The organism is Mesorhizobium sp. M0139, from assembly GCF_040322455.1.
In the GTDB taxonomy this organism is placed as follows: domain Bacteria; phylum Pseudomonadota; class Alphaproteobacteria; order Rhizobiales; family Rhizobiaceae; genus Mesorhizobium.
On the sequence record NZ_JAMYTN010000003.1, the window covers coordinates 72,903 to 90,506 of the forward strand.

At 59.9% G+C, this 17,604-nt stretch carries 16 protein-coding genes; 5 read left to right on the forward strand and 11 right to left on the reverse strand.

Annotated features, from left to right (window positions below):
• Nucleotides 1-113 precede the first annotated feature (113 nt).
• The 3 genes from NKJ58_RS05360 to NKJ58_RS05370 all read left to right on the forward strand — a co-directional run bounded on the left by NKJ58_RS05360 (nt 114) and on the right by NKJ58_RS05370 (nt 2,358).
• Entirely contained in the window at nt 114-1,172 is a 1,059-nt protein-coding gene (locus tag NKJ58_RS05360; protein WP_023748053.1) for an alpha/beta fold hydrolase, read from the forward strand.
• 20 nt (nt 1,173-1,192) lie between these two features.
• The gene (locus NKJ58_RS05365) at nt 1,193-1,723 is read left to right on the forward strand and encodes a DUF1003 domain-containing protein (RefSeq protein ID WP_023668020.1); all 531 of its coding nucleotides are present in this window, start codon (nt 1,193-1,195) and stop codon (nt 1,721-1,723) included.
• A gap of 242 nt (nt 1,724-1,965) precedes the next feature.
• Nucleotides 1,966-2,358 carry a response regulator gene (locus tag NKJ58_RS05370; protein ID WP_023687818.1) on the forward strand — a complete coding sequence of 131 codons (393 nt, stop codon included), beginning with the start codon at nt 1,966-1,968 and terminating at the stop codon, nt 2,356-2,358.
• A 185-nt stretch (nt 2,359-2,543) separates the two neighbouring features.
• Here the strand turns inward: NKJ58_RS05370 and NKJ58_RS05375 are convergent, their stop codons facing one another.
• The 3 genes from NKJ58_RS05375 to NKJ58_RS05385 form a co-directional block, all read right to left on the reverse strand.
• On the reverse strand, nt 2,544-2,720 hold the full coding sequence (locus NKJ58_RS05375) for a hypothetical protein (RefSeq protein ID WP_023687819.1): 177 nt from the start codon (nt 2,718-2,720) through the stop codon (nt 2,544-2,546).
• A gap of 202 nt (nt 2,721-2,922) precedes the next feature.
• Nucleotides 2,923-3,159, reverse strand: coding sequence for a DUF6894 family protein (locus NKJ58_RS05380; protein WP_023668023.1), 237 nt, complete (start codon nt 3,157-3,159; stop codon nt 2,923-2,925).
• Between the two features lie 19 nt (nt 3,160-3,178).
• Nucleotides 3,179-4,018: a Crp/Fnr family transcriptional regulator gene (locus tag NKJ58_RS05385; protein WP_245259912.1), complete on the reverse strand. Its 840-nt coding sequence runs from the start codon at nt 4,016-4,018 to the stop codon at nt 3,179-3,181.
• Nucleotides 4,019-4,328: 310 nt separating this feature from the next.
• Here NKJ58_RS05385 and NKJ58_RS05390 point away from each other — a divergent pair, with 310 nt between their 5' ends.
• Nucleotides 4,329-7,658 (forward strand): DEAD/DEAH box helicase, encoded by a 3,330-nt coding sequence (locus tag NKJ58_RS05390; RefSeq protein WP_352518772.1) that lies wholly within the window; start codon nt 4,329-4,331, stop codon nt 7,656-7,658.
• 73 nt (nt 7,659-7,731) lie between these two features.
• Here NKJ58_RS05390 and cyoD read toward each other — a convergent pair whose 3' ends face one another.
• From cyoD to NKJ58_RS05415, 5 genes are all read right to left on the reverse strand, one after another.
• Nucleotides 7,732-8,142 carry a cytochrome o ubiquinol oxidase subunit IV gene (cyoD, locus tag NKJ58_RS05395; protein ID WP_023668026.1) on the reverse strand — a complete coding sequence of 137 codons (411 nt, stop codon included), beginning with the start codon at nt 8,140-8,142 and terminating at the stop codon, nt 7,732-7,734.
• The gene (locus NKJ58_RS05400) at nt 8,139-8,816 is read right to left on the reverse strand and encodes a cytochrome (ubi)quinol oxidase subunit III (protein WP_023741834.1); all 678 of its coding nucleotides are present in this window, start codon (nt 8,814-8,816) and stop codon (nt 8,139-8,141) included. The genes cyoD and NKJ58_RS05400 overlap by 4 nt, the downstream gene beginning before the upstream one ends.
• Nucleotides 8,813-10,813: a cytochrome o ubiquinol oxidase subunit I gene (gene cyoB, locus NKJ58_RS05405; RefSeq protein WP_023733200.1), complete on the reverse strand. Its 2,001-nt coding sequence runs from the start codon at nt 10,811-10,813 to the stop codon at nt 8,813-8,815. The genes NKJ58_RS05400 and cyoB overlap by 4 nt, the downstream gene beginning before the upstream one ends.
• Before the next feature lie 2 nt (nt 10,814-10,815).
• Nucleotides 10,816-11,781: a ubiquinol oxidase subunit II gene (gene cyoA, locus NKJ58_RS05410; protein WP_084558947.1), complete on the reverse strand. Its 966-nt coding sequence runs from the start codon at nt 11,779-11,781 to the stop codon at nt 10,816-10,818.
• A 197-nt stretch (nt 11,782-11,978) separates the two neighbouring features.
• On the reverse strand, nt 11,979-12,869 hold the full coding sequence (locus tag NKJ58_RS05415) for an MBL fold metallo-hydrolase (protein WP_023754461.1): 891 nt from the start codon (nt 12,867-12,869) through the stop codon (nt 11,979-11,981).
• A gap of 299 nt (nt 12,870-13,168) precedes the next feature.
• On the opposite strand from NKJ58_RS05415, the gene NKJ58_RS05420 reads away from it, so the two are divergent.
• Nucleotides 13,169-14,326 (forward strand): beta-glucosidase, encoded by a 1,158-nt coding sequence (locus NKJ58_RS05420; RefSeq protein ID WP_352518771.1) that lies wholly within the window; start codon nt 13,169-13,171, stop codon nt 14,324-14,326.
• 69 nt (nt 14,327-14,395) lie between these two features.
• On the opposite strand, the gene NKJ58_RS05425 is transcribed toward NKJ58_RS05420, so the two are convergent.
• The 3 genes from NKJ58_RS05425 to NKJ58_RS05435 are packed head-to-tail and all read right to left on the reverse strand — an operon-like array spanning nt 14,396 to nt 17,282.
• Nucleotides 14,396-14,917, reverse strand: coding sequence for a ferritin-like domain-containing protein (locus tag NKJ58_RS05425; protein WP_023681139.1), 522 nt, complete (start codon nt 14,915-14,917; stop codon nt 14,396-14,398).
• A 47-nt stretch (nt 14,918-14,964) separates the two neighbouring features.
• Nucleotides 14,965-16,107 (reverse strand): UDP-galactopyranose mutase, encoded by a 1,143-nt coding sequence (gene glf / locus NKJ58_RS05430; protein ID WP_023681140.1) that lies wholly within the window; start codon nt 16,105-16,107, stop codon nt 14,965-14,967.
• Between the two features lie 2 nt (nt 16,108-16,109).
• Nucleotides 16,110-17,282: a glycosyltransferase family protein gene (locus NKJ58_RS05435; RefSeq protein ID WP_023681141.1), complete on the reverse strand. Its 1,173-nt coding sequence runs from the start codon at nt 17,280-17,282 to the stop codon at nt 16,110-16,112.
• Nucleotides 17,283-17,604 lie beyond the last annotated feature (322 nt).

Below are 17,604 nucleotides of genomic sequence, written 5' to 3' on the forward strand. Positions count from 1 at the left end.
GGAGAAGGCCTACTTTAGCCGCTTGAGCCGGCTGTACAGCGTTGTCTTGTCTGGCGGAACAAGCTTTCGCCCCGAGAGTTGGGGTCGGCAGATGGTTTCCAACAGGCACGTGCATGGCGTTCGACAGAGATGGACCGAAACTCGCGACCGGGTTGCTCGCGGCCTCGTTGGCGGCGCTGGCGGCATACAACGCCATCCGCGCCAAACGTGCGATTGCCGGCCGGGCGTGCGGACGTGTGATGGAGATCTATGGTGTGCGCCTGCATTTTATCGAAGCCGGAACCGGCATGCCGCTGCTTCTCCTGCATGGCAATGGATCCATGGCGGAGGATTTCAAGTCGAGCGGCATCTTCGATGAGGCGGCAAAGACCTACCGGGTGCTTGCATTTGATCGTCCCGGTTTTGGGCGAAGCTCACGGCCGCGCGGCCGGCGTTGGTCCGCTCGCGACCAAGCCGACCTTATACATGCCGCGGCCTGCGGGCTGGGTATAGAGAAATACCTCGTGCTTGGACATTCCTGGGGAGCTTGGATCGCCCTCGAACTGGCGCGCAGGCATTCTCAATCGGTCGTCGGCATCGTGCTGGTCTCGGGCTATTACTATCCGCCACCGCGGCTGGATCTTGCACTGGCCGCACTCCCTGCACTGCCTGTGATCGGCACCGCGTTTCGTCACACCTTGCTGCCGCCGCTTGTAAGGCTTGCTTGGCATTGGGCAATGGAGAAGATCTTTAAACCCGCCATCGTCGCCAGCGAGTTCGCCGCACTCGCCAAAGATGTCGCCAGCCGCCCTTCCCAACTGCGGGCGGTTTCTCTGGAGACAGCATCGATGCTGGCCGCGTCCCTGTTGGGAAAGGCCAACTATAGGGACATTGCCGTGCCCACCGGCATCATGGCGGGATCCGGGGATCGGTTGTTCGACGCGCAACGCGATGCACGACGCTTGCACGCGGAAGTCGGTGGGTCTCTCCTTGAGGTGGTTCCGGGCGCCGGCCATATGGTTCATCAGAGCGCCCCCCAAGCAGTGGTCGGCATGGTGCACACTATTGCAGGACGGCACGCCTTGTTCCAAGCGGGCCGTGGGCAGCGACCCAAGTCGTGTGCCGACGAGTTCAAGGCAGATCCGGCCTCGCGGGAGCCACCGGCGATAAGCGACGCCGCTTGCACGGAATGATCTCCAAACGGGGCTTTCAAATGAGCGACCAACGTCCAGCCGACATGCAGTCGGTGCTCCACCAGAACATACAGGCCCTGGTGGAGCACAGGCGACAGCAAGAGGAGCACCAAGGCGTTCAAGCGTGGGTCGCCGGCGCCGTTTCGCGCTTCGCGGGAAGCATGACTTTCGTCTATCTGCACCTTGCAATTCTTGTCGTCTGGGTCCTCGCGAACCTTGGCGCGATACCAGCCGTCCCAGCCTGGGACCCGACTTTCGTGATCCTGGCCATGGTCGCCTCGGTTGAGGCAATCTTCCTGTCTACTTTCGTGCTGATCAATCAGAACAGAATGGCCGCACACAGCGAGCGGCGAGCCGAACTGGATTTGCAGATCAGCCTTCTGAACGAACATGAAACCACGCGGCTGATCGAGATGGTGGCTGCCTTGACGGCGCGTCTGAATATCTCGACCCCGGCCGACAAAGAGCTGCCGGAACTCGCCGAGAATGTCGATCCCCAAAAGGTGATGACGCAAATCCAGCAAGCTTCTGAAGATCAGGAGAACGCTTGATCAAAGCGACCTTGCCGGCAACGGTTCAGCGTCGGCTGCAGCCTGTAATTCAGCCTCATTGTCCAAGGCTGTCGAAGCAGCTAAGCCGGTGTCGGCCTTTTCCAGGGTGGCTTCCCCACGTCACAAGTCCGCCGCGCAATCGAGGCAGCGTAGAGCTTCGATACCAACAGGCTGCTGCGCGTCAGATGGAACCAAGTTGACGCCGAACTCGTATTAGCGATGGCGGCTTGGGGAGATTCCGGATGAGCGAAGGTGCTGTTCTGATCGTCGAAGATGAGACAATGATCCTGCTCGACCTCGAGTCAGCTTTGGAGGAGGCCGGCTTCCAGGTCGTCGGCACTCGGAGTGCCGCCGAGGCGCTGGCGGCTTTCGACCCCGATCCGACCAAGTTCAAGGCCGTGCTCACGGACATCCGTCTGGGAGCAGGACAGTCGGGGTGGGAGGTCGCTCGGCACTTGCGAAGGTCCAACTCGACCATCCCGGTTGTCTATATCAGTGGCGACAGCGCGGTACACTGGGGAGCGGAAGGTGTGCCCAACAGCATAATGATCACCAAGCCCTTTTTTCTGCCGCAGATCATAACTGCCGTTTCTCAACTTTTAAACGCGCAGCAAGGTGCAGAAACTCACCTCTAGGAATCGGACCGCGGCTCCACGAAACCACCGAACATTCTTTCTTCGGCCAATCGGCGCCGTCCGGCGTAAAGCGTTCGCGTCTGCTTGGGTCAAATGTCGGCGGCCTCAACCAGATGTCGACCTCAGCTCCTTTCCCTCGCCACCGGCTCGCATCCACTCGGAAGCCCTCCCGAAAGCAGGGGCGCTCATTGGTTGAGCTTTCGGTCGAGTTCGTCAAGCAATGACCGATGCTCGCTGGGCATGTCCGCATCTGTCGGCAGATCCAGCAACTGGCGAAGCTGGCGACGATTGGCGTCCGATGAAATCCACTCCCGTATGAGGCGGGCTATGACCTTTTGTTGTGCCTTGCCGATTTCTTCCATGTTAGATTCCGAGCTTGTCCGTTGGACGAACTCGGCGGCTCTTTGATGGTTCCCCGTCCTGTACACAAATCGAGGCGAATCGAGGCACAATCTATGGGTTAATGCATGTCGCTCAAAAGTGGCCCTGGTTTTGAGACATGACATGCCAGTGGATGTTTGCAGTCCCAGTCCGCTCGCCTAACGCTGCGCGTAGAGTGCAAATTTATACGTTCGATTTTACCCGAAGCGAGAGGCTCAGCCGCAAAATCTTGGCGCCATTTTCATCGCGCACTTCGATAAACAATTGCTGCCCGTCGACGCTCTTCAGTGACTCTCTCGTGAGGTCGACAAGGCCCTCGAATCCCGCGCGGCGGACCTCCTCGAGGCCAGCGCATTCGACACCTATTTCGTCCTCGAAGATGAGATCGCCATCGCCGCTGTCGAAGAAAAATCGTGCCATCGGAGAGCTTCCGTCACTGCTAATCTGCGGGGTTCCTTTGGTGCAGGTAGGTCGTGTCGAAATCTCCTGCGTGAGTGAGGCCGGCCCAGTCCAGTGCGTGAACTTTTGATCCCGAGGTGGCAATGAGGCCTCTGCGTCGTAGTTCCTGGAGCATCCGGTTGACGTGGACCGTGGACAAACCCAGTGCATCGCCAAGGGCCGCCTGTGTAATGGGGATATCCGCCACGTGATCCTCAATGCGCCCCATGGAGCGCAAGCGAAAAATCAGTTCGCACAGGATGTGAGCCATGCGGGTGTATGCCTCGCGTCTTCCCACATTGATGACCCACTCCCTATAAATCGCGGCATCTATCAACGTCGACCGCCAAAAAGCGGTGGCGATGCGAGGGTGCTGGTCGCAAACGGCGCGCAGAGTGTCATGCCGCATGAAACCTACTCGGGCCGGCGTAAGGGTCGAGAAGTTACAATCCATGACCGACAGATGCAGCCCATGCAGATCAGGAATGTCGCCGGCGACGAAGAATGATGTGATTTGTCGCTTTCCTTCGCCCGTATGTTTGGTGGAACCGACCAAGCCATCAAGAACGATAAACGAGTAAACAGGACGGTCGCCCTCACGCACCAGATCGTGGTTGGCCGAATATTCCTTCTCCTGGATTGGAATGCCTTTCAGAACGCCGATGTCGGCCTCTCGAAGATCCGAGATGGTCTGAAGCTTGCGAATGAGTACATCCGAGGATGAGGTGGGGAACAAATTGACTACCTGGCTGATGTTGGTGATCGAACTATTATCCGCGCCAAAAGTTCCGATTGGCATGGGGACATATGCGCGGCGGCAGAAGGCGCCGCCGTGCGGCATGGTCCCGTGCCTGGGGCGTTTTGCCAGCGTCGAGGGTGGTTGAAGATCCCGGAATGATCCAAGCACCAGTTTTTTAGGACAGCCATAGGTGAGCCAGGCAGCAATGCATTAACCTATGACATAGGCTCGGTTAGAAATTGTCCCGCTGGGCAGCCAGCCCCAGGAGTTCGCCGATCACGGCGCAGCTTTGACCCAGTCGCTCCCCCCAATTTCAAGGGCTGCACCCGCAGCCAGTCCTGGAACTCTTTGATGCGTCACCAGGAACGGGGTGGCTCCGCTGACGTTGTCTCAGTGGCAAGGTGAGATTTCAGTGAACAGGCATATTTCGCGGACGGATGTCGAACAAATCGATCACACGGATGACAGCGGGTTTGTGATAGAGCATGGCGGACCGCCATCCTCAGCAATCGCGGTAGCGCTGGCCCGTGGCCTGGAGACCAGTCGGGATAAGCACATCATCCATATAGCTCCCTCGGAACGCAGTGCCGAGGAGATCGCCGGCGCCTTGCGTCAGTTCCTGCCTGACGCGGATATCATCTTGCTGCCGTCCTGGGATTGCCTGCCCTATGACAGGGTGTGGCCCACACGTGCCAATATGGGGCGAAGGCTTCGTGCGTTGCATGAGATCGCAACGAAGCCGGATCGCCCGCGCATCGCTGTAATGTCGCTCGAAGCCATTCTGCAGCGGGTGCCGCCTGCTCCCGTCATCGCTGGCGGTTTCACAATTCTGGAGGTAGGCCAAAAGCTCGACCGTGACGATTTCAGAACCAGGTCCGAAGCCATTGGCTATGTCGTCGACGAGAGGGTCGACGAACCGGGTGAGATAGCCTTTCGGGGCGATCTCATCGATATTTTCCCTGCTGGCGCGGATGGCCCCGTTCGCATCATCGTTGGTCCCGATGCCTGCATCGGCCAGCTCAAGACCTACGACCCGCTCAGTCAGCTCAGCGATCAGGTTCGAGACTCGGTTACGGTCGGACCGGCATCCGAGCTGATCTTTAAAGCTGGTGAGCATCCTGAGCTGACAGCGATGCGCGCGACGTCGATGGAAGAGCGCCTGGTCGCATCGTATGGCGCTATGCCATCCGTCTTCGATGCGGCTTCCAGCGCTTCGATCTCCTTCCTTGAAGGGACCGACGGGCAGCCGCTCGGCAGAGTTCTGGATCTGGTCGAGGATGCACGTCGTGCCAGGCAGGAGGCAGCCGGAACGAAAAAACCTTTGCCGGGACGATTTCACCTATCCCGTGAAGAGTGGGACGCTGCTCTGCTTAACCGCTGCTGCGTGAGACTAGCCGTTTCTGCCGTGGGAGTTCCCAAATTCTTCCGCCAGGCCCGACCCGGGTATGATTTCGCGGAATTCATCAGAGGGCAGACGAGTGCCGGAGTCAGAGTAGTGTTCACCGGCGATGCCTCTGAACTGCAGCGAGCAGATCGCCTGCTCGATAGGAGACTAGGCCGGCGGGCAGAGGAAGCGGCCGACTTGCCGCAAATCCTTTCGGCCGCGAGGGGCTCTGTTCTCAAGGCTGAATTCGTCCTCGACGAAGGGTTTGTCGACGCGCAATCCAATATCGCCGTGGTGGCCGCATCCGACCTGTTTGGGCCCGCGTTAAAGGCGAGCGGGAGCGCGACCACGGGCATACTCGAACCCGAGTTGCGCATTGGCGATGTCGTCGTCCATGAAGACCATGGCCTGGGCGTGCTCGCCGCGGTCGAACAGGTCGAGTTGGCTGGCCAGCAACAGGATGTCGTCAGACTGGAATATCATGGCGGGGCTTCCTTGCTGGTTCCGGTCGACGACTTTGGACGAATATGGCGCTACGGCTCGGAACCGGAGGCAGTGTCGCTTGATCGCCTCAAAGGCGAGGGCTGGCCGAAGCGACGCGAAGCTGCGTTGCGCGAGATCGACAGGCTGGCCAAACGCCTCTTGAGTCTTGCCAAAATCAGGTCCAGCCAGCCTGCCGAGATCATAAAGCCCTCCCGCACGGACTTGGCCCGTTTTGCGGCGAGATTTCCCTATACGGAGACGCCCGACCAAGCGGCCGCCATCCGCGCTGTGCTCGATGATCTTTCGTCGGGAAGAACAATGAACCGGCTCGTCTGCGGCGATGTCGGCTTCGGCAAGACAGAGGTCGCCCTGCGTGCTTGCGCCGCCGCGGCTTTCTGCGGGAAACAGGTTGCTATCATAGCGCCGACAACGGTGTTGGCACGACAGCACTATGAGACGTTCAGCCGCCGCTTCGCAGGAACCGGCCTGCAGGTCGCCCACCTTTCAAGAATGGTCGGGGCAGCGGACGCGAGAGCGGCAAAAGAGGGTCTGCGGAGCGGCCAGGTTGCGGTCGTTGTGGGTACTCAGGCCCTGGCGTCCAGGAGCGTCACCTTCGCCAATCTTGGACTGCTGGTGATCGACGAGGAGCACCGGTTCGGGGTCAAGTTGAAGCGGGCCCTGCGGACCATGACGCCTTGCCTCCATACGCTGAGCATGACCGCCACACCGATACCCCGGACGCTGCAATCGGCGTTGTCAGGCATCCAGGACGTCAGCGTTCTAAACTCTCCGCCCGCCAAAAGACGTCCCGTTCGCACGATCTTGGCAGCTTTCGATCCAGCATCGGTGCGCGCGGCCCTCCTGCGTGAATTTCACCGGGGTGGACAGAGCTTCTTCGTGGTCCCGCGGATCGAGGATATTGCCCCGGCCTGTGACCAACTGAACAGACTGGTGCCGGAACTCCGGGTCAAGACGGCGCATGGTGAAATGAAGGGGAGACAGCTGGACGAAGTCATGGTCGGATTCGCTGACGGTGATGGCGACATTTTGTTGAGCACCGACATCATCGAGAGCGGCCTCGATGTGCCGCGGGCCAACACCATCATCGTTTGGCGCCCCGACCGGTTCGGTCTGGCGCAGTTGCACCAGCTGCGGGGCCGGGTCGGAAGGGGGGCGGTGCAGGCCGTAGCGTTTCTTCTGACCCAACCTGGCGTTGAACTGGCCGACAGCACCAGGGCCCGGCTTTCGACGATGCTTGCGCTCGATCGGCTCGGCTCCGGCCTGGCAATCAGTCAAAGAGACCTCGACCTGCGTGGCGCCGGAGATCTTTTCGGCGAAGACCAGGCCGGGCATATGAAGCTGATCGGAGTGGGCTTGTACGAGCACTTGCTGGAGCGGGCGGTCTCGGCGGCTGGCGGAAGGCCCGACTTCGGCAAGCAACTTGCCGAGATCAATGGCTCGGGAAAGGGGGCTTTTCCCGAGAGCTATGTCGACGAGCCTACGGTGCGCGTTGGCCTCTATGCGCGGCTCTCCCGCATCCGTTCGGAGCCGGACCTCGATACATTCAGCGAAGAGCTCGAGGACCGCTTTGGAGACATGCCTGGCGAAGTAGCCCTTTTGCTGGAATTTACCAGGTTGCGAATAGCAGCGTCGGAATTGGGCGTCGGCAAAGTCGATGTGGGTCCCGAGGCCATCGCGATCACCCCTCGGAACAAGCCGTCGGCGTCCCAATGGCGGAACAGCAAGGCGTTGGGCCTGGACTACCGGAACGGCCGCCTGATTTTCAGGCCGATCCAGCCCAGCGTCTCAGGCATCGATGCGGTTCGCTTAGCGCTTGATGCCCTACGCGCAGCCCAGCCAAAGCACGAGATCTGACGAGCCTTTTGTCTCCTGGGGCCATCGGTGCGAATGGTGCACTGTGGGCGACCGTGCGTTCGCAGGGCAGCGTTCAAGGCATGGTTCCGGCTTGATGGGGTGTCATGGCGGCCATGTTTTCATTCAGATGGGCCATGATCCAGATAGAGCCCAGAACCACCAGCGCGACGATCAGCACGCCGAAGGCCAGGGCCAGGATGTTGTTGGTGTTGTCCGGCCCGGTGGTCAGGTGCAGAAAGAAGACAAGATGCACGCCCATCTGCGCAACAGCGAGCACCACCAGGGCCGAGATGACCGCGGGCTGGTAAATCAGATCGGTTCGCGCCGCCAGGAATGACGCGATCGTGAGCAGGATGGCCAGCCCGAAGCCGAGCACATAGCCCGAGAGGCCCCCAGCCGTTTCGTGCTCGCTTATGTGTTCCTCGCCCGGCGCTGAATCGCGGCGGTCCTGCAACTCGCCGGTCTTGCTCTCGAACTCGGTCATGACGATGCTCCCAGCAGATAGACCAGGGTGAAGATGGCAACCCAGATGATGTCGAGGGCGTGCCAGAAGAGCCCGAAGCAGTGGAGCCGCCGCAAAATGTCGGGCCGAAAGCCCTTGACCCACAGCTGCGCCATCATCGTTCCCAGCCAGAGCAGGCCGAGACCGACGTGGGCACCGTGGCAGCCAACGAGCGCAAAGAAGGCAGAAAGAAATGCGCTGCGCGAGGGGCCTGCCTGCTCGCCGATCATTGCCGCGAACTCCTGTAGTTCCAGGAACAGGAACGCTGCCCCGAGCAACCCCGTGACGAGAAGCCAGAACTGCGTGGCAGCCATTGATCTGCGACGGGTGGCGAGTGTTGCCACGCCGCCGGTGAAGCTCGAAGTGAGCAGAAGGCCCGTCTGGACCGCAACCCGTGTCGGTTCGAACAGATCCTTGCCTGTCGGTCCGCCGGCGGTTGCCTTGGCGAGCACGGCGTAGGCGGCGAAAAATGCCGAGAACATGATGATGTCGGACAGGAGAAAGATCCAGAAGCCGTAGGTCACCGTGACGAACTTTGAGGCCGGGCCGCCTTCTCCGTGGCCGGTCGCAGAGCGCACCGCGTGCCGACCCGTGTGATTGAGCCGATACGGGTCCCGTGCCTGGGTGCCGACGCTGGAGAATGCATGATCGCTCATGCCGGGCGCTCCCACCCGCGCAGCCGGGCAAACTGGGCTGCCTTGTGGTCATGGTCGATGCGGGCGACCTCGTCGACAGGGATCTCGTAGTCTCCATGATCGCGCCAGGCAAATACGACGAAGGTTGCGTATGCGCCGATGAAACCGACGATCGCCAGCCACCATATATGCCAGATCAGCGCGAAGCCGATCAGTGTGCTGAAGAAGGCGGTGACGAAGCCAGTCGGGCTGTTGCGAGGCATCTCGATCGGCTCATATGCCTTTTCCTCGTCCGCGCTCTGTTCGATCCCTCGTTGCTTGATGCTCCAGTAGGGTTCTTCGTCTTCCACGTGAGGCAGCCGTGCATAATTGAAGACAGGAGGAGGGGAAGATGTCGACCACTCCAGCGAACGCCCGTCCCACGGGTCGCCGGTTTCGTCGCGAAACTTATCGCGATGCCGGATCGAAACGAAAAGCTGTGTGATCTGCAGCGCCGCGCCGGCGATCATCACCACCACGCCGAAAGCGGCCACCACCAGCCACGGTGCCCAAAGGTCCATATCGATATGTTGCAGGCGCCGCGTCATGCCGAGCAGACCGACAATATAGAGCGGTACGAAGACCAGCATGTAGCCGGCCAAGGTGACCCAAAATGCCGCTTTTCCCCAGCCTTCGTGCAAACGGAAGCCGAACGCCTTGGGGAACCAGTAGGTGAAGCCGGCGAATGCTCCAAACAACACGCCCGAGATGATGACGTTATGGAAATGCGCGACGAGGAAAAGGGAATTGTGTAGCACGAAGTCGGCCGGCGGGACGGCAAGCAGGACGCCAGTCATGCCGCCGACGGTGAAGGTGGTCACGAAAGCCAGTGCCCAAAGCATCGGCGTGTCGAAACGAACGCGCCCGCCATACATGGTGAAGAGCCAGTTGTAGATTTTCACACCGGTTCCCACGGCAATGACCGACGTGGCGATGCCGAAGGCGGCATTAACGTCCGCTCCGGCACCCATGGTGAAGAAGTGATGCAGCCAGACCATGAACGAGACGATGCAGATGAACATCGTGGCCGCGACCATCGAACGGTATCCGAACAGCGGCTTCGATGAAAAAGTCGAGAAAATCTCGGAAAAGATTCCGAAGGCGGGAAGCACCAGGATGTATACTTCGGGATGGCCCCACGCCCAGATCAGGTTGACGAACATCATCTGATTTCCACCGGCTTCGTTGGTGAAGAAGTGGAAGCCGAGGTACCGGTCCAGCGTCAGCATTGCGAGCGTGGCAGTAAGGATCGGGAAGGCTGCGACAATGAGCAGGTTGGACGCGAGCGAGGTCCAGCAGAACATCGGCATTCGCAGATAGCCCATTCCCGGCGCCCGCATCTTGAGGATAGTCGTCACCAGGTTGACACCGGTGAGCAGCGTGCCGACGCCGGAGATCTGGATCGCCCACAGATAATAATCGACACCGACGCCCGGCGAGTAGGTGGTTTCCGACAAAGGGGCATAGGGCAGCCAGCCGGTGCGCGCGAACTCGCCGACCACAAGCGAGATGTTGACCAGCAGGGCTCCGGAAGCCGTCAGCCAGAAGCTGACGGAATTGAGCGTCGGAAAAGCGACATCGCGTACGCCAAGCTGCAGCGGCACGACGAAATTCATCAGGCCGATCATGAACGGCATCGCGGCGAAGAAGATCATGATCGTGCCGTGCGCGGAAAAGATCTGGTCGTAATGCTCCGGCGGGAGGTAGCCCGGCCCGTGAATCGCCAGCACCTGTTGTGTGCGCATCATGATAGCATCGATAAAACCACGAAGAAGCATGAGCATCGCCAGCACAATGTACATCACGCCGATGCGCTTGTGGTCGACCGAGCTTATCCACTCGCTCCACAGATATGGCCAGTAGCCCTTCACCGTTATCCAGCCAAGCACGGCGGCTGCTGCCAGAAAGACGCCAAGGGCTGCGCCGAGGGGGATGGGTTGATCGAAAGGAACGGCCGACCAGTCGAGCTTGCCCAGCATCGTCATTCTGCCCCTTGTGGATGATGGGTCATCGTTGCCGCCGCCGCGGGGAATGCCCTTGGGCTCACCTGTGGCTCGCCGCTGGCTGCGCTCTCAGCAGGCCCCGGACCCGGTGGGAGCGTCTGCTGAACGACCGCTTCGAACAGCCCAGGCTGGACATGACCGAAGGAAGCCGGCGCCACATTTGTACTTTGCCGGGCGAGTTCGCGATAGGCATTGGCATTCAGCACGCCGCCCCCGCCACGCAGCGATGACGCCCAGCGGGTGAAGGCATCGGCTGAAACCGCGCTCACACTGAAATTCATATCCGAGAAGCCGTCGCCGCTGAAGTGCGCCGACTGGCCGAAAAAGCTGCCCTCGCGGTCGGCCTGCAGATGCAATTCGGTCTGCATGCCGTTCATGACGTAGACCATGCTGCCAAGCTGGGGCACGAAGAACGTGTTCATCACGCTGGCCGAGGTCAATTTGAAACGCACTGGAACACCGGCGGGGATAACCAGTTGATTGACAGCACCCACGCCCTGCTCGGGATAGAGGAACAGCCATTTCCAGTCGAGCGCCACCACCTGAATGTCGAGCGGCGGCTGGCTAGAAGGGATCGGTTTGCGCGGATCGAGCTGATACGATCCGTAGTAGATCAGCCCGCCAATGAACAGGATGGTGAGCGTCGGGATCGACCAGACGATCAACTCCACGCGTCCCGAATAGGTGAACTCCGGGTTATAGCGGGCGTTGCTGTTCGAGGCGCGGAACTTCCAGGCGAATGCCAGAAGTGCAACAAGCGTGGGAACAACGATCACCAGCATCACCGCCAGCGAGTTCAAAAGGATCGTGCGATTGCCGACGCTAATTGGTCCTTGGGGATCGAGCACTCCCCCCGCGCAACCGTGCAAGAATGCGCCTCCGAGGATCCAGAGCAGTTGGCGTGTCAACTTAGGGCTGGATGGCAACAACACCGGTTCTGCAATCTCTCTTTGCGGGAACGCGCGTTAGAGGCATGCGTTCATCGGGTTTCCATCTGAGCCTCCCCATGGCGCGGAACCTCACGGCACTTCGCGGGGTGTCGCCCCCTGAGCGAGTGCCCCAACTGTCGCCGGCCGGGTTTGTTCCGCTGGACCGAGTTACTCTGTCCGATGGTCCCGCGTTGGCCAATCCGACCATAATTTCAGAACGATGGCGGCTCGATTGGCCTAGCTATCGGCGACGCTGGCTCGCGCACGAATTTCAATTTCGGCGGGACGGCGAATACCCTGAATCGCTCAGCCAGGTTATCGAGAGCCTGCCGCATGCCCACTCCCGCAGCAGCCGCACCGTGTCCACTGATGACCATCTGGGGGCCCAAGGCAGCCAGATGCTTCACGGACCTTTCCGCTGCATCCCAGTCTGGCGTGAAATAGCGCGGCGGACCGTGCATCTCGAGATCCTGAATGGCGACTTCATAGACCGACTCCTGACCGGTGGTGATGAAAGCGTCTCCTACGATGAGCGAGCGGTCTTGCTCGCGCCAGAGCGAGATATGCCCAGGGGCATGTCCGGGTGTGTGCAGCCATTGCCATCCGGGCATTCCGGGGATCGATCCGTCGGCGGGCAAGGGTTCCAAACGGGTGCCAAGATCGATTGGCCCGCGTGGGAAGAGCGGTGACAGCAGCGCCATCAGTCCACCCCCAACCCAGGGATCCGGTGGCGGATAGGATGCGGTTCCGTCCAAATAGGGGTGCTCGAGCGGATGGGCGAAGACAGGCACGTCCCAGCCATTCGCGAGTTCTAGAACGGTTCCCACATGGTCGAAATGGCCATGGGTCAGGATGATTGCAGCCGGCCGTGCGTTGTCGCCGAACCGCTTTTCCGCGACCGCAAGAATGCTGCTGCGGGACGTCGGCAACCCGGTATCGATCAGCACCCAGTTCCGATCTCCGCTGCCCGGTGCGCCGAAGAACACGACATTGACGATTGCTAGCCGCAAGTAACCCAGGTCCGGTGCGATGCTCCAAGCGCCGTCGCCACGATCCTCTCGCCTGGCGTGGTCGATCTCGGAAAGTCGAATCTGAACGGTCATGTGATCCCATGCCTCTGTTGTTGCCGAGCAGCCGCTCGAGTGGATGACGGCGGCTGTACATCGCCCCGAACTTGGGACGGGCCTCCTTGTTCCTCATTTGCACGCGGCGCCCGGACAGTTCACCACCGGAACAAAGGCTCTACCAATGGGTTCGGCACTACCCGGCCACGCAAGGACGAGCTGGACTGAGCAACGAACATGGGGCGCGCCCGACTGAATTCGGTATTTCGCCAACGCGGTTCCCGGTCCGGACAAGGCGGCCGAGTTCGAAGCCGATTGCCCAAAGGAGACTTCGAAAAATGAGCGAAGTGGGACGCCAGACGGAGGCCTCGGTTCCGGAAGCTTCGCGCTTCGCCAGTTTTTTCATGGCAGGCTTTGAATGCTCCTCGCACCGGCGCAAGGACGGCGTTCGCCTCGATCTTATTCGTGCGACCTCGCATAATTTGCATGCCCTGGGCGACTACCGCGGCTGCGCCGAACTCGGCCTTCGCACCATCCGCGACGGCCTGCGTTGGCATTTGATCGAAATCGCTCCCGGAACCTATGACTGGTCAAGTTGGGCGCCAATGGTCGAGGCAGCCCGATCGGCAGGTGTTCAGGTAATCTGGGACATCTTTCACTACGGATCTCCGGACCATGTCGATCAGGGCTCGCTGCATTTCATCGACGCCTATGCCTCGTTCGCGGCAGAAGCCGTCAAGGTACACCGTTCGATCACCGGAACATCGCCTCTGTTGTGTCCCATCAACGAAATCTCCTTTTTCGCATGGGCTGTCGAGGTCGGCTATTTCCCGCGTGTGGGGCCGAACAAACGTGGATGGTTCAAGCGGCACCTCGTGAAGGCCGCCATCGCGGGTGTTCGTGCAATGCGGGAGATCGATCCCGCCTGCAGATTTGTCTGGGCCGAGCCGCTTATCCATATCGCCCCTCGTGACCGGACCCGCAGCGAACGGCGCCGGGCCGAAAACGCCCGACAGGGACAGTTCGAAGCTTACGACATGTTGCTGGGCCGCGTCGAACCTGAGTTGGGCGGGAGCGAAGATGTTGTCGATGTCGTGGGCTTGAATTTTTACCCGCACAATCAATGGTACGTAAACGGGCCGACGATTCCGATGGGACACCACGAGTACCGCGCCCTGTCGGAAATGTTGCTAGAAGTTGCTCATCGATACGGCAAGCCGATGTTCATTGCGGAGACCGGCTCCGAGGGATCCGGCGGGCCGGCTTGGCTCCATTATGTCTGCGACGAGGTGCGTTCCGCAATCAGTCTCGGAGCGCCGATCGAGGGTATTTGCCTGTACCCGATAACGGCCTACCCGGGCTGGGACAATTCGCGACATGCCGAGGTTGGTTTGTTTTCCGTCATCCAGGCTGATGGCAGGCGACACCTGCGCAAACCCACAGCAGATGAACTGGCCCGTCAGCAAGCTCTTCTCGTGGCGGACACGACGCCTTGAAGAGGGCTAAAACGAGGGAGGGGCGGGCGAGCGTCTGCTTCGAAACGCCGCCCGCGCCGGTGCGGTGCATCAGCTTTTTGCAGTCGCCCCAGCCTCGCGCAGCCTGGCATATCGCATGGTAACGTCGCTCAGATTTTCCTTGAGCCAGTTGGCCATGGCTTCCTCTTCGTTCAGGTTCTGCTTGAGGGCCCTTTCAGCATCCTGGAAGCCCCCGGCGTCGGCCAGTACCAGCAGCGAATTGTAGGCAGCAATCTCGTAGTTCTCGAATGCGAAATTCGCCAGGCTGTTCTTGATGATCTCGTCGCCGGCCATCGAATGTCCCATGGCGGCCACGCTGCCAACCATCGACAAGGCAGTGTCCTTGAGGGTGGAGTGCTCCTCACCAAGGCCCTCCAGGACGGACTCGAGTCTCGTGATCTGGCCTTCGGTTTCCTGAATGTGCCGGCGCAAGCGATCGGCCACCTCAGGATAGTTCTCTATACGCTCGACCTGAGGGTTCATGATCGCCAGCGCTTGATTTTCCATGGCGTGCGCGTTGCGCAAGCCGACGATAAATATCTCACGGCTTTCCGAGTTGAAGTTTGTATCCATCGAGTTTCTCCTTCTGATACCCGCCCGATCTTCCGTCTTGGAAGAAACTATCTTCTCGGCTCTGCCAACAACGGCTCCTCCGTGCGCGCCCAGGCCGGGAGGCTTTTTTGGATGCGCGCGAAAGTGGCCAGAGCCTGTCCGACTACCTGGTCCATGTTGTAATAGCGGTAAGTTGCAAGCCGACCGACAAACCAGACGTCTGGGCAGCTTGCCGCGAGCGCTTCATAGCGCTTGTAGAGCACTTCGTTTTCGGGCCGGGGCACGGGATAGTACGGGTCCCCGATGTCCGTGGGGTATTCGTAGGTCAGGCTGGTCCGCGAACTCTGCTGGCCGGTCAGATGTTTGTACTCGGTAATGCGCGTGTAATCTTCCGTCTGGGGATAATTGACCACGGCAACCGGCTGAAATTGCTCGCAATCCAGTGTAACGTGCTCGAAACGAAGCGAACGGTACGGAAGGTGCCCGAGCTGCCAGCCGAAATATTCATCGATCGGGCCGGTATAAACCATGCGCCTGAACGGTATCTTCTCACGAATTTCACGGAAATCGGTCTGCAGCATGATCTTGATATTCGGATGGTCGAGCATGCGCTCGAACATCCGCGTGTACCCGCCGGCCGGCATTTTCTGGAAGCTGTCGCTGAAATAGCGGTCGTCACGGTTGGTCCTGGTCGGCACTCGTGCCGTCACGGATTTGCTCAGCTGACTGGGATCGACGCCCCATTGCTTTCTTGTGTAGCCGCGGAAGAATTTTTCATAGAGCTCGCGCCCCACGGTGCTGACGACGACGTCCTCAGCCGTTCGGACATCCTCCACCGTTTCGCGTCGCGACGCGAAGAAATCCTCCAGCTGTGCCGAGGTCAGGTCTAGCCCGTAAAGCCGGTTGATGGTGTCGAGATTGATCGGGATGGGAACCAGTTGCCCGTCCACGGCCGCCAACACCCTGTGCTCGTACGGCCGCCATTGCGTGAACTGCGAAAGGTGGTCCACGATCGTTTGGCTGTTGGTGTGGAAGATGTGCGGGCCGTAGCGATGGATGAGGATGCCGGCTTCATTGTAGCAGTCGTAGGCGTTGCCTCCCACATGGCTGCGGCGGTCGATCAGCAAAACGCTTTCTTGACGCTGCGACGCTATCCTTTCGGCAAGCACACTGCCGGCGAAACCCGCGCCGACGATCAGCCAATCGAACATGGCTATGCACTCCTGCGAAGGGGCACGACCTTCTTGCGTTGGTAGGCGCGCTCAATGTGAGCTGCCATGGCATTCCATGTCCGTTCCCAGGACATGTCCGCAAGGTAGGCATCGACTTGCTGCAGGAGCATCTGACGCGGTCGCGAAAGAACGGAGCGCAACTTGATTTCCAGATCGTCACAGTCGGCGATTTCCACCAGCCCGGCAGCACCGTAACTGCGCACCACGTCGACGATTGCCGTCGAGATCACCGGCAGACCCGCGGCGAGGAATTCCGGCGTCTTGGTCGGGCTGATGAAACGCGTCGCCTCGTTGAGGGCAAACGGCATCCATCCGGCGTCCCAATGGCGCAAATAGTCGGGCAGATCGCAGTAGGCTTTCGGGCCAAGCCAATGCAGGTTTTCGGCTTGCGGCAGGCTTGCAGGGTCGATCTTGACGACCGGACCGAGCATGACGAAATGCACGTCCGGCATTGTCTTTGCCGCTAGCGCCACGAGATTGACGTCCAGCCGCTCGTCGATGACGCCGAAATATCCAACCCTCGGGGAAGGAATGCCGGCCTGGTCGGCTGGGTCCCTTCCTGGCCGTCTTGCGGTGTGAAAGTGCCTCACATCGATGCTGCTCGGAAATGGAAAGATGGCGGGATGGAGGTGACGCTTGGTCTCGAACAAGCTTAGACCACCGGTGAAAACCAGATCCGCGCGGCGCAGAAGCGCCTTTTCCATCTGGCCCAGCTCGGGGGGCGCATTCTTGAACGCAGAGAGTTCGTCCATGCAGTCATAGACGCATATGTCTGGGTCGAGGAATTCCGTGAAGCGAAGAGCCATTGGGGTGTAGTACCAGGCGATCAGCCGGCTATGCGGCATAGAAGCGATGGTCTGCTGCACAAATCTCCGCTGGACGGCATCTGCTTTCGCGGCCGACGTGCCGAGCGGCAGCACTGGTGTGACAATTAGAATGTTTTCCGATGCCACGCTCGTCCGCATCAGCGGCTGCGGCAATTCTTCGAAAAGGGGTTCTTCAAAGTAGACCACTCGCTGCTGAGCGGATGCGAGAGTGAGGAGATGCTGCGGACGCTGGTGAACAAAATTCCATCGTAAGTGGGAGAAGCAGACCAGTATATTTTCGCGACGAACATATTGACTGCCGGTTACCCCGCCAAAGGCCGCATCCATTGACATACTCCCTCTGTGACACTATTTATGTTACGATTAACATTTGTTAATCGCGAATGGAGAGAACTACTTAGTTCCAGCTCCTAACTTTCGATCAGGTGAGTTGTTCCAACTGAAATGAAGAAGGCCCGGTCGCCCGCTTGTTCCACGCACGAAGCGGGATCTGGTTGCGGAGGCGAGGGCGGCTGTCGGAACCCGGCCGCCACTGAAACCGTGGTTCAACGAGGAATGCTGGTGGACAGCGGCATTGCCGTATTTGCGTTGAACTCGTTGGCTATAGAATGTGCCTAACATCAATGATTCGCCTGTATCTCTGCGCGTC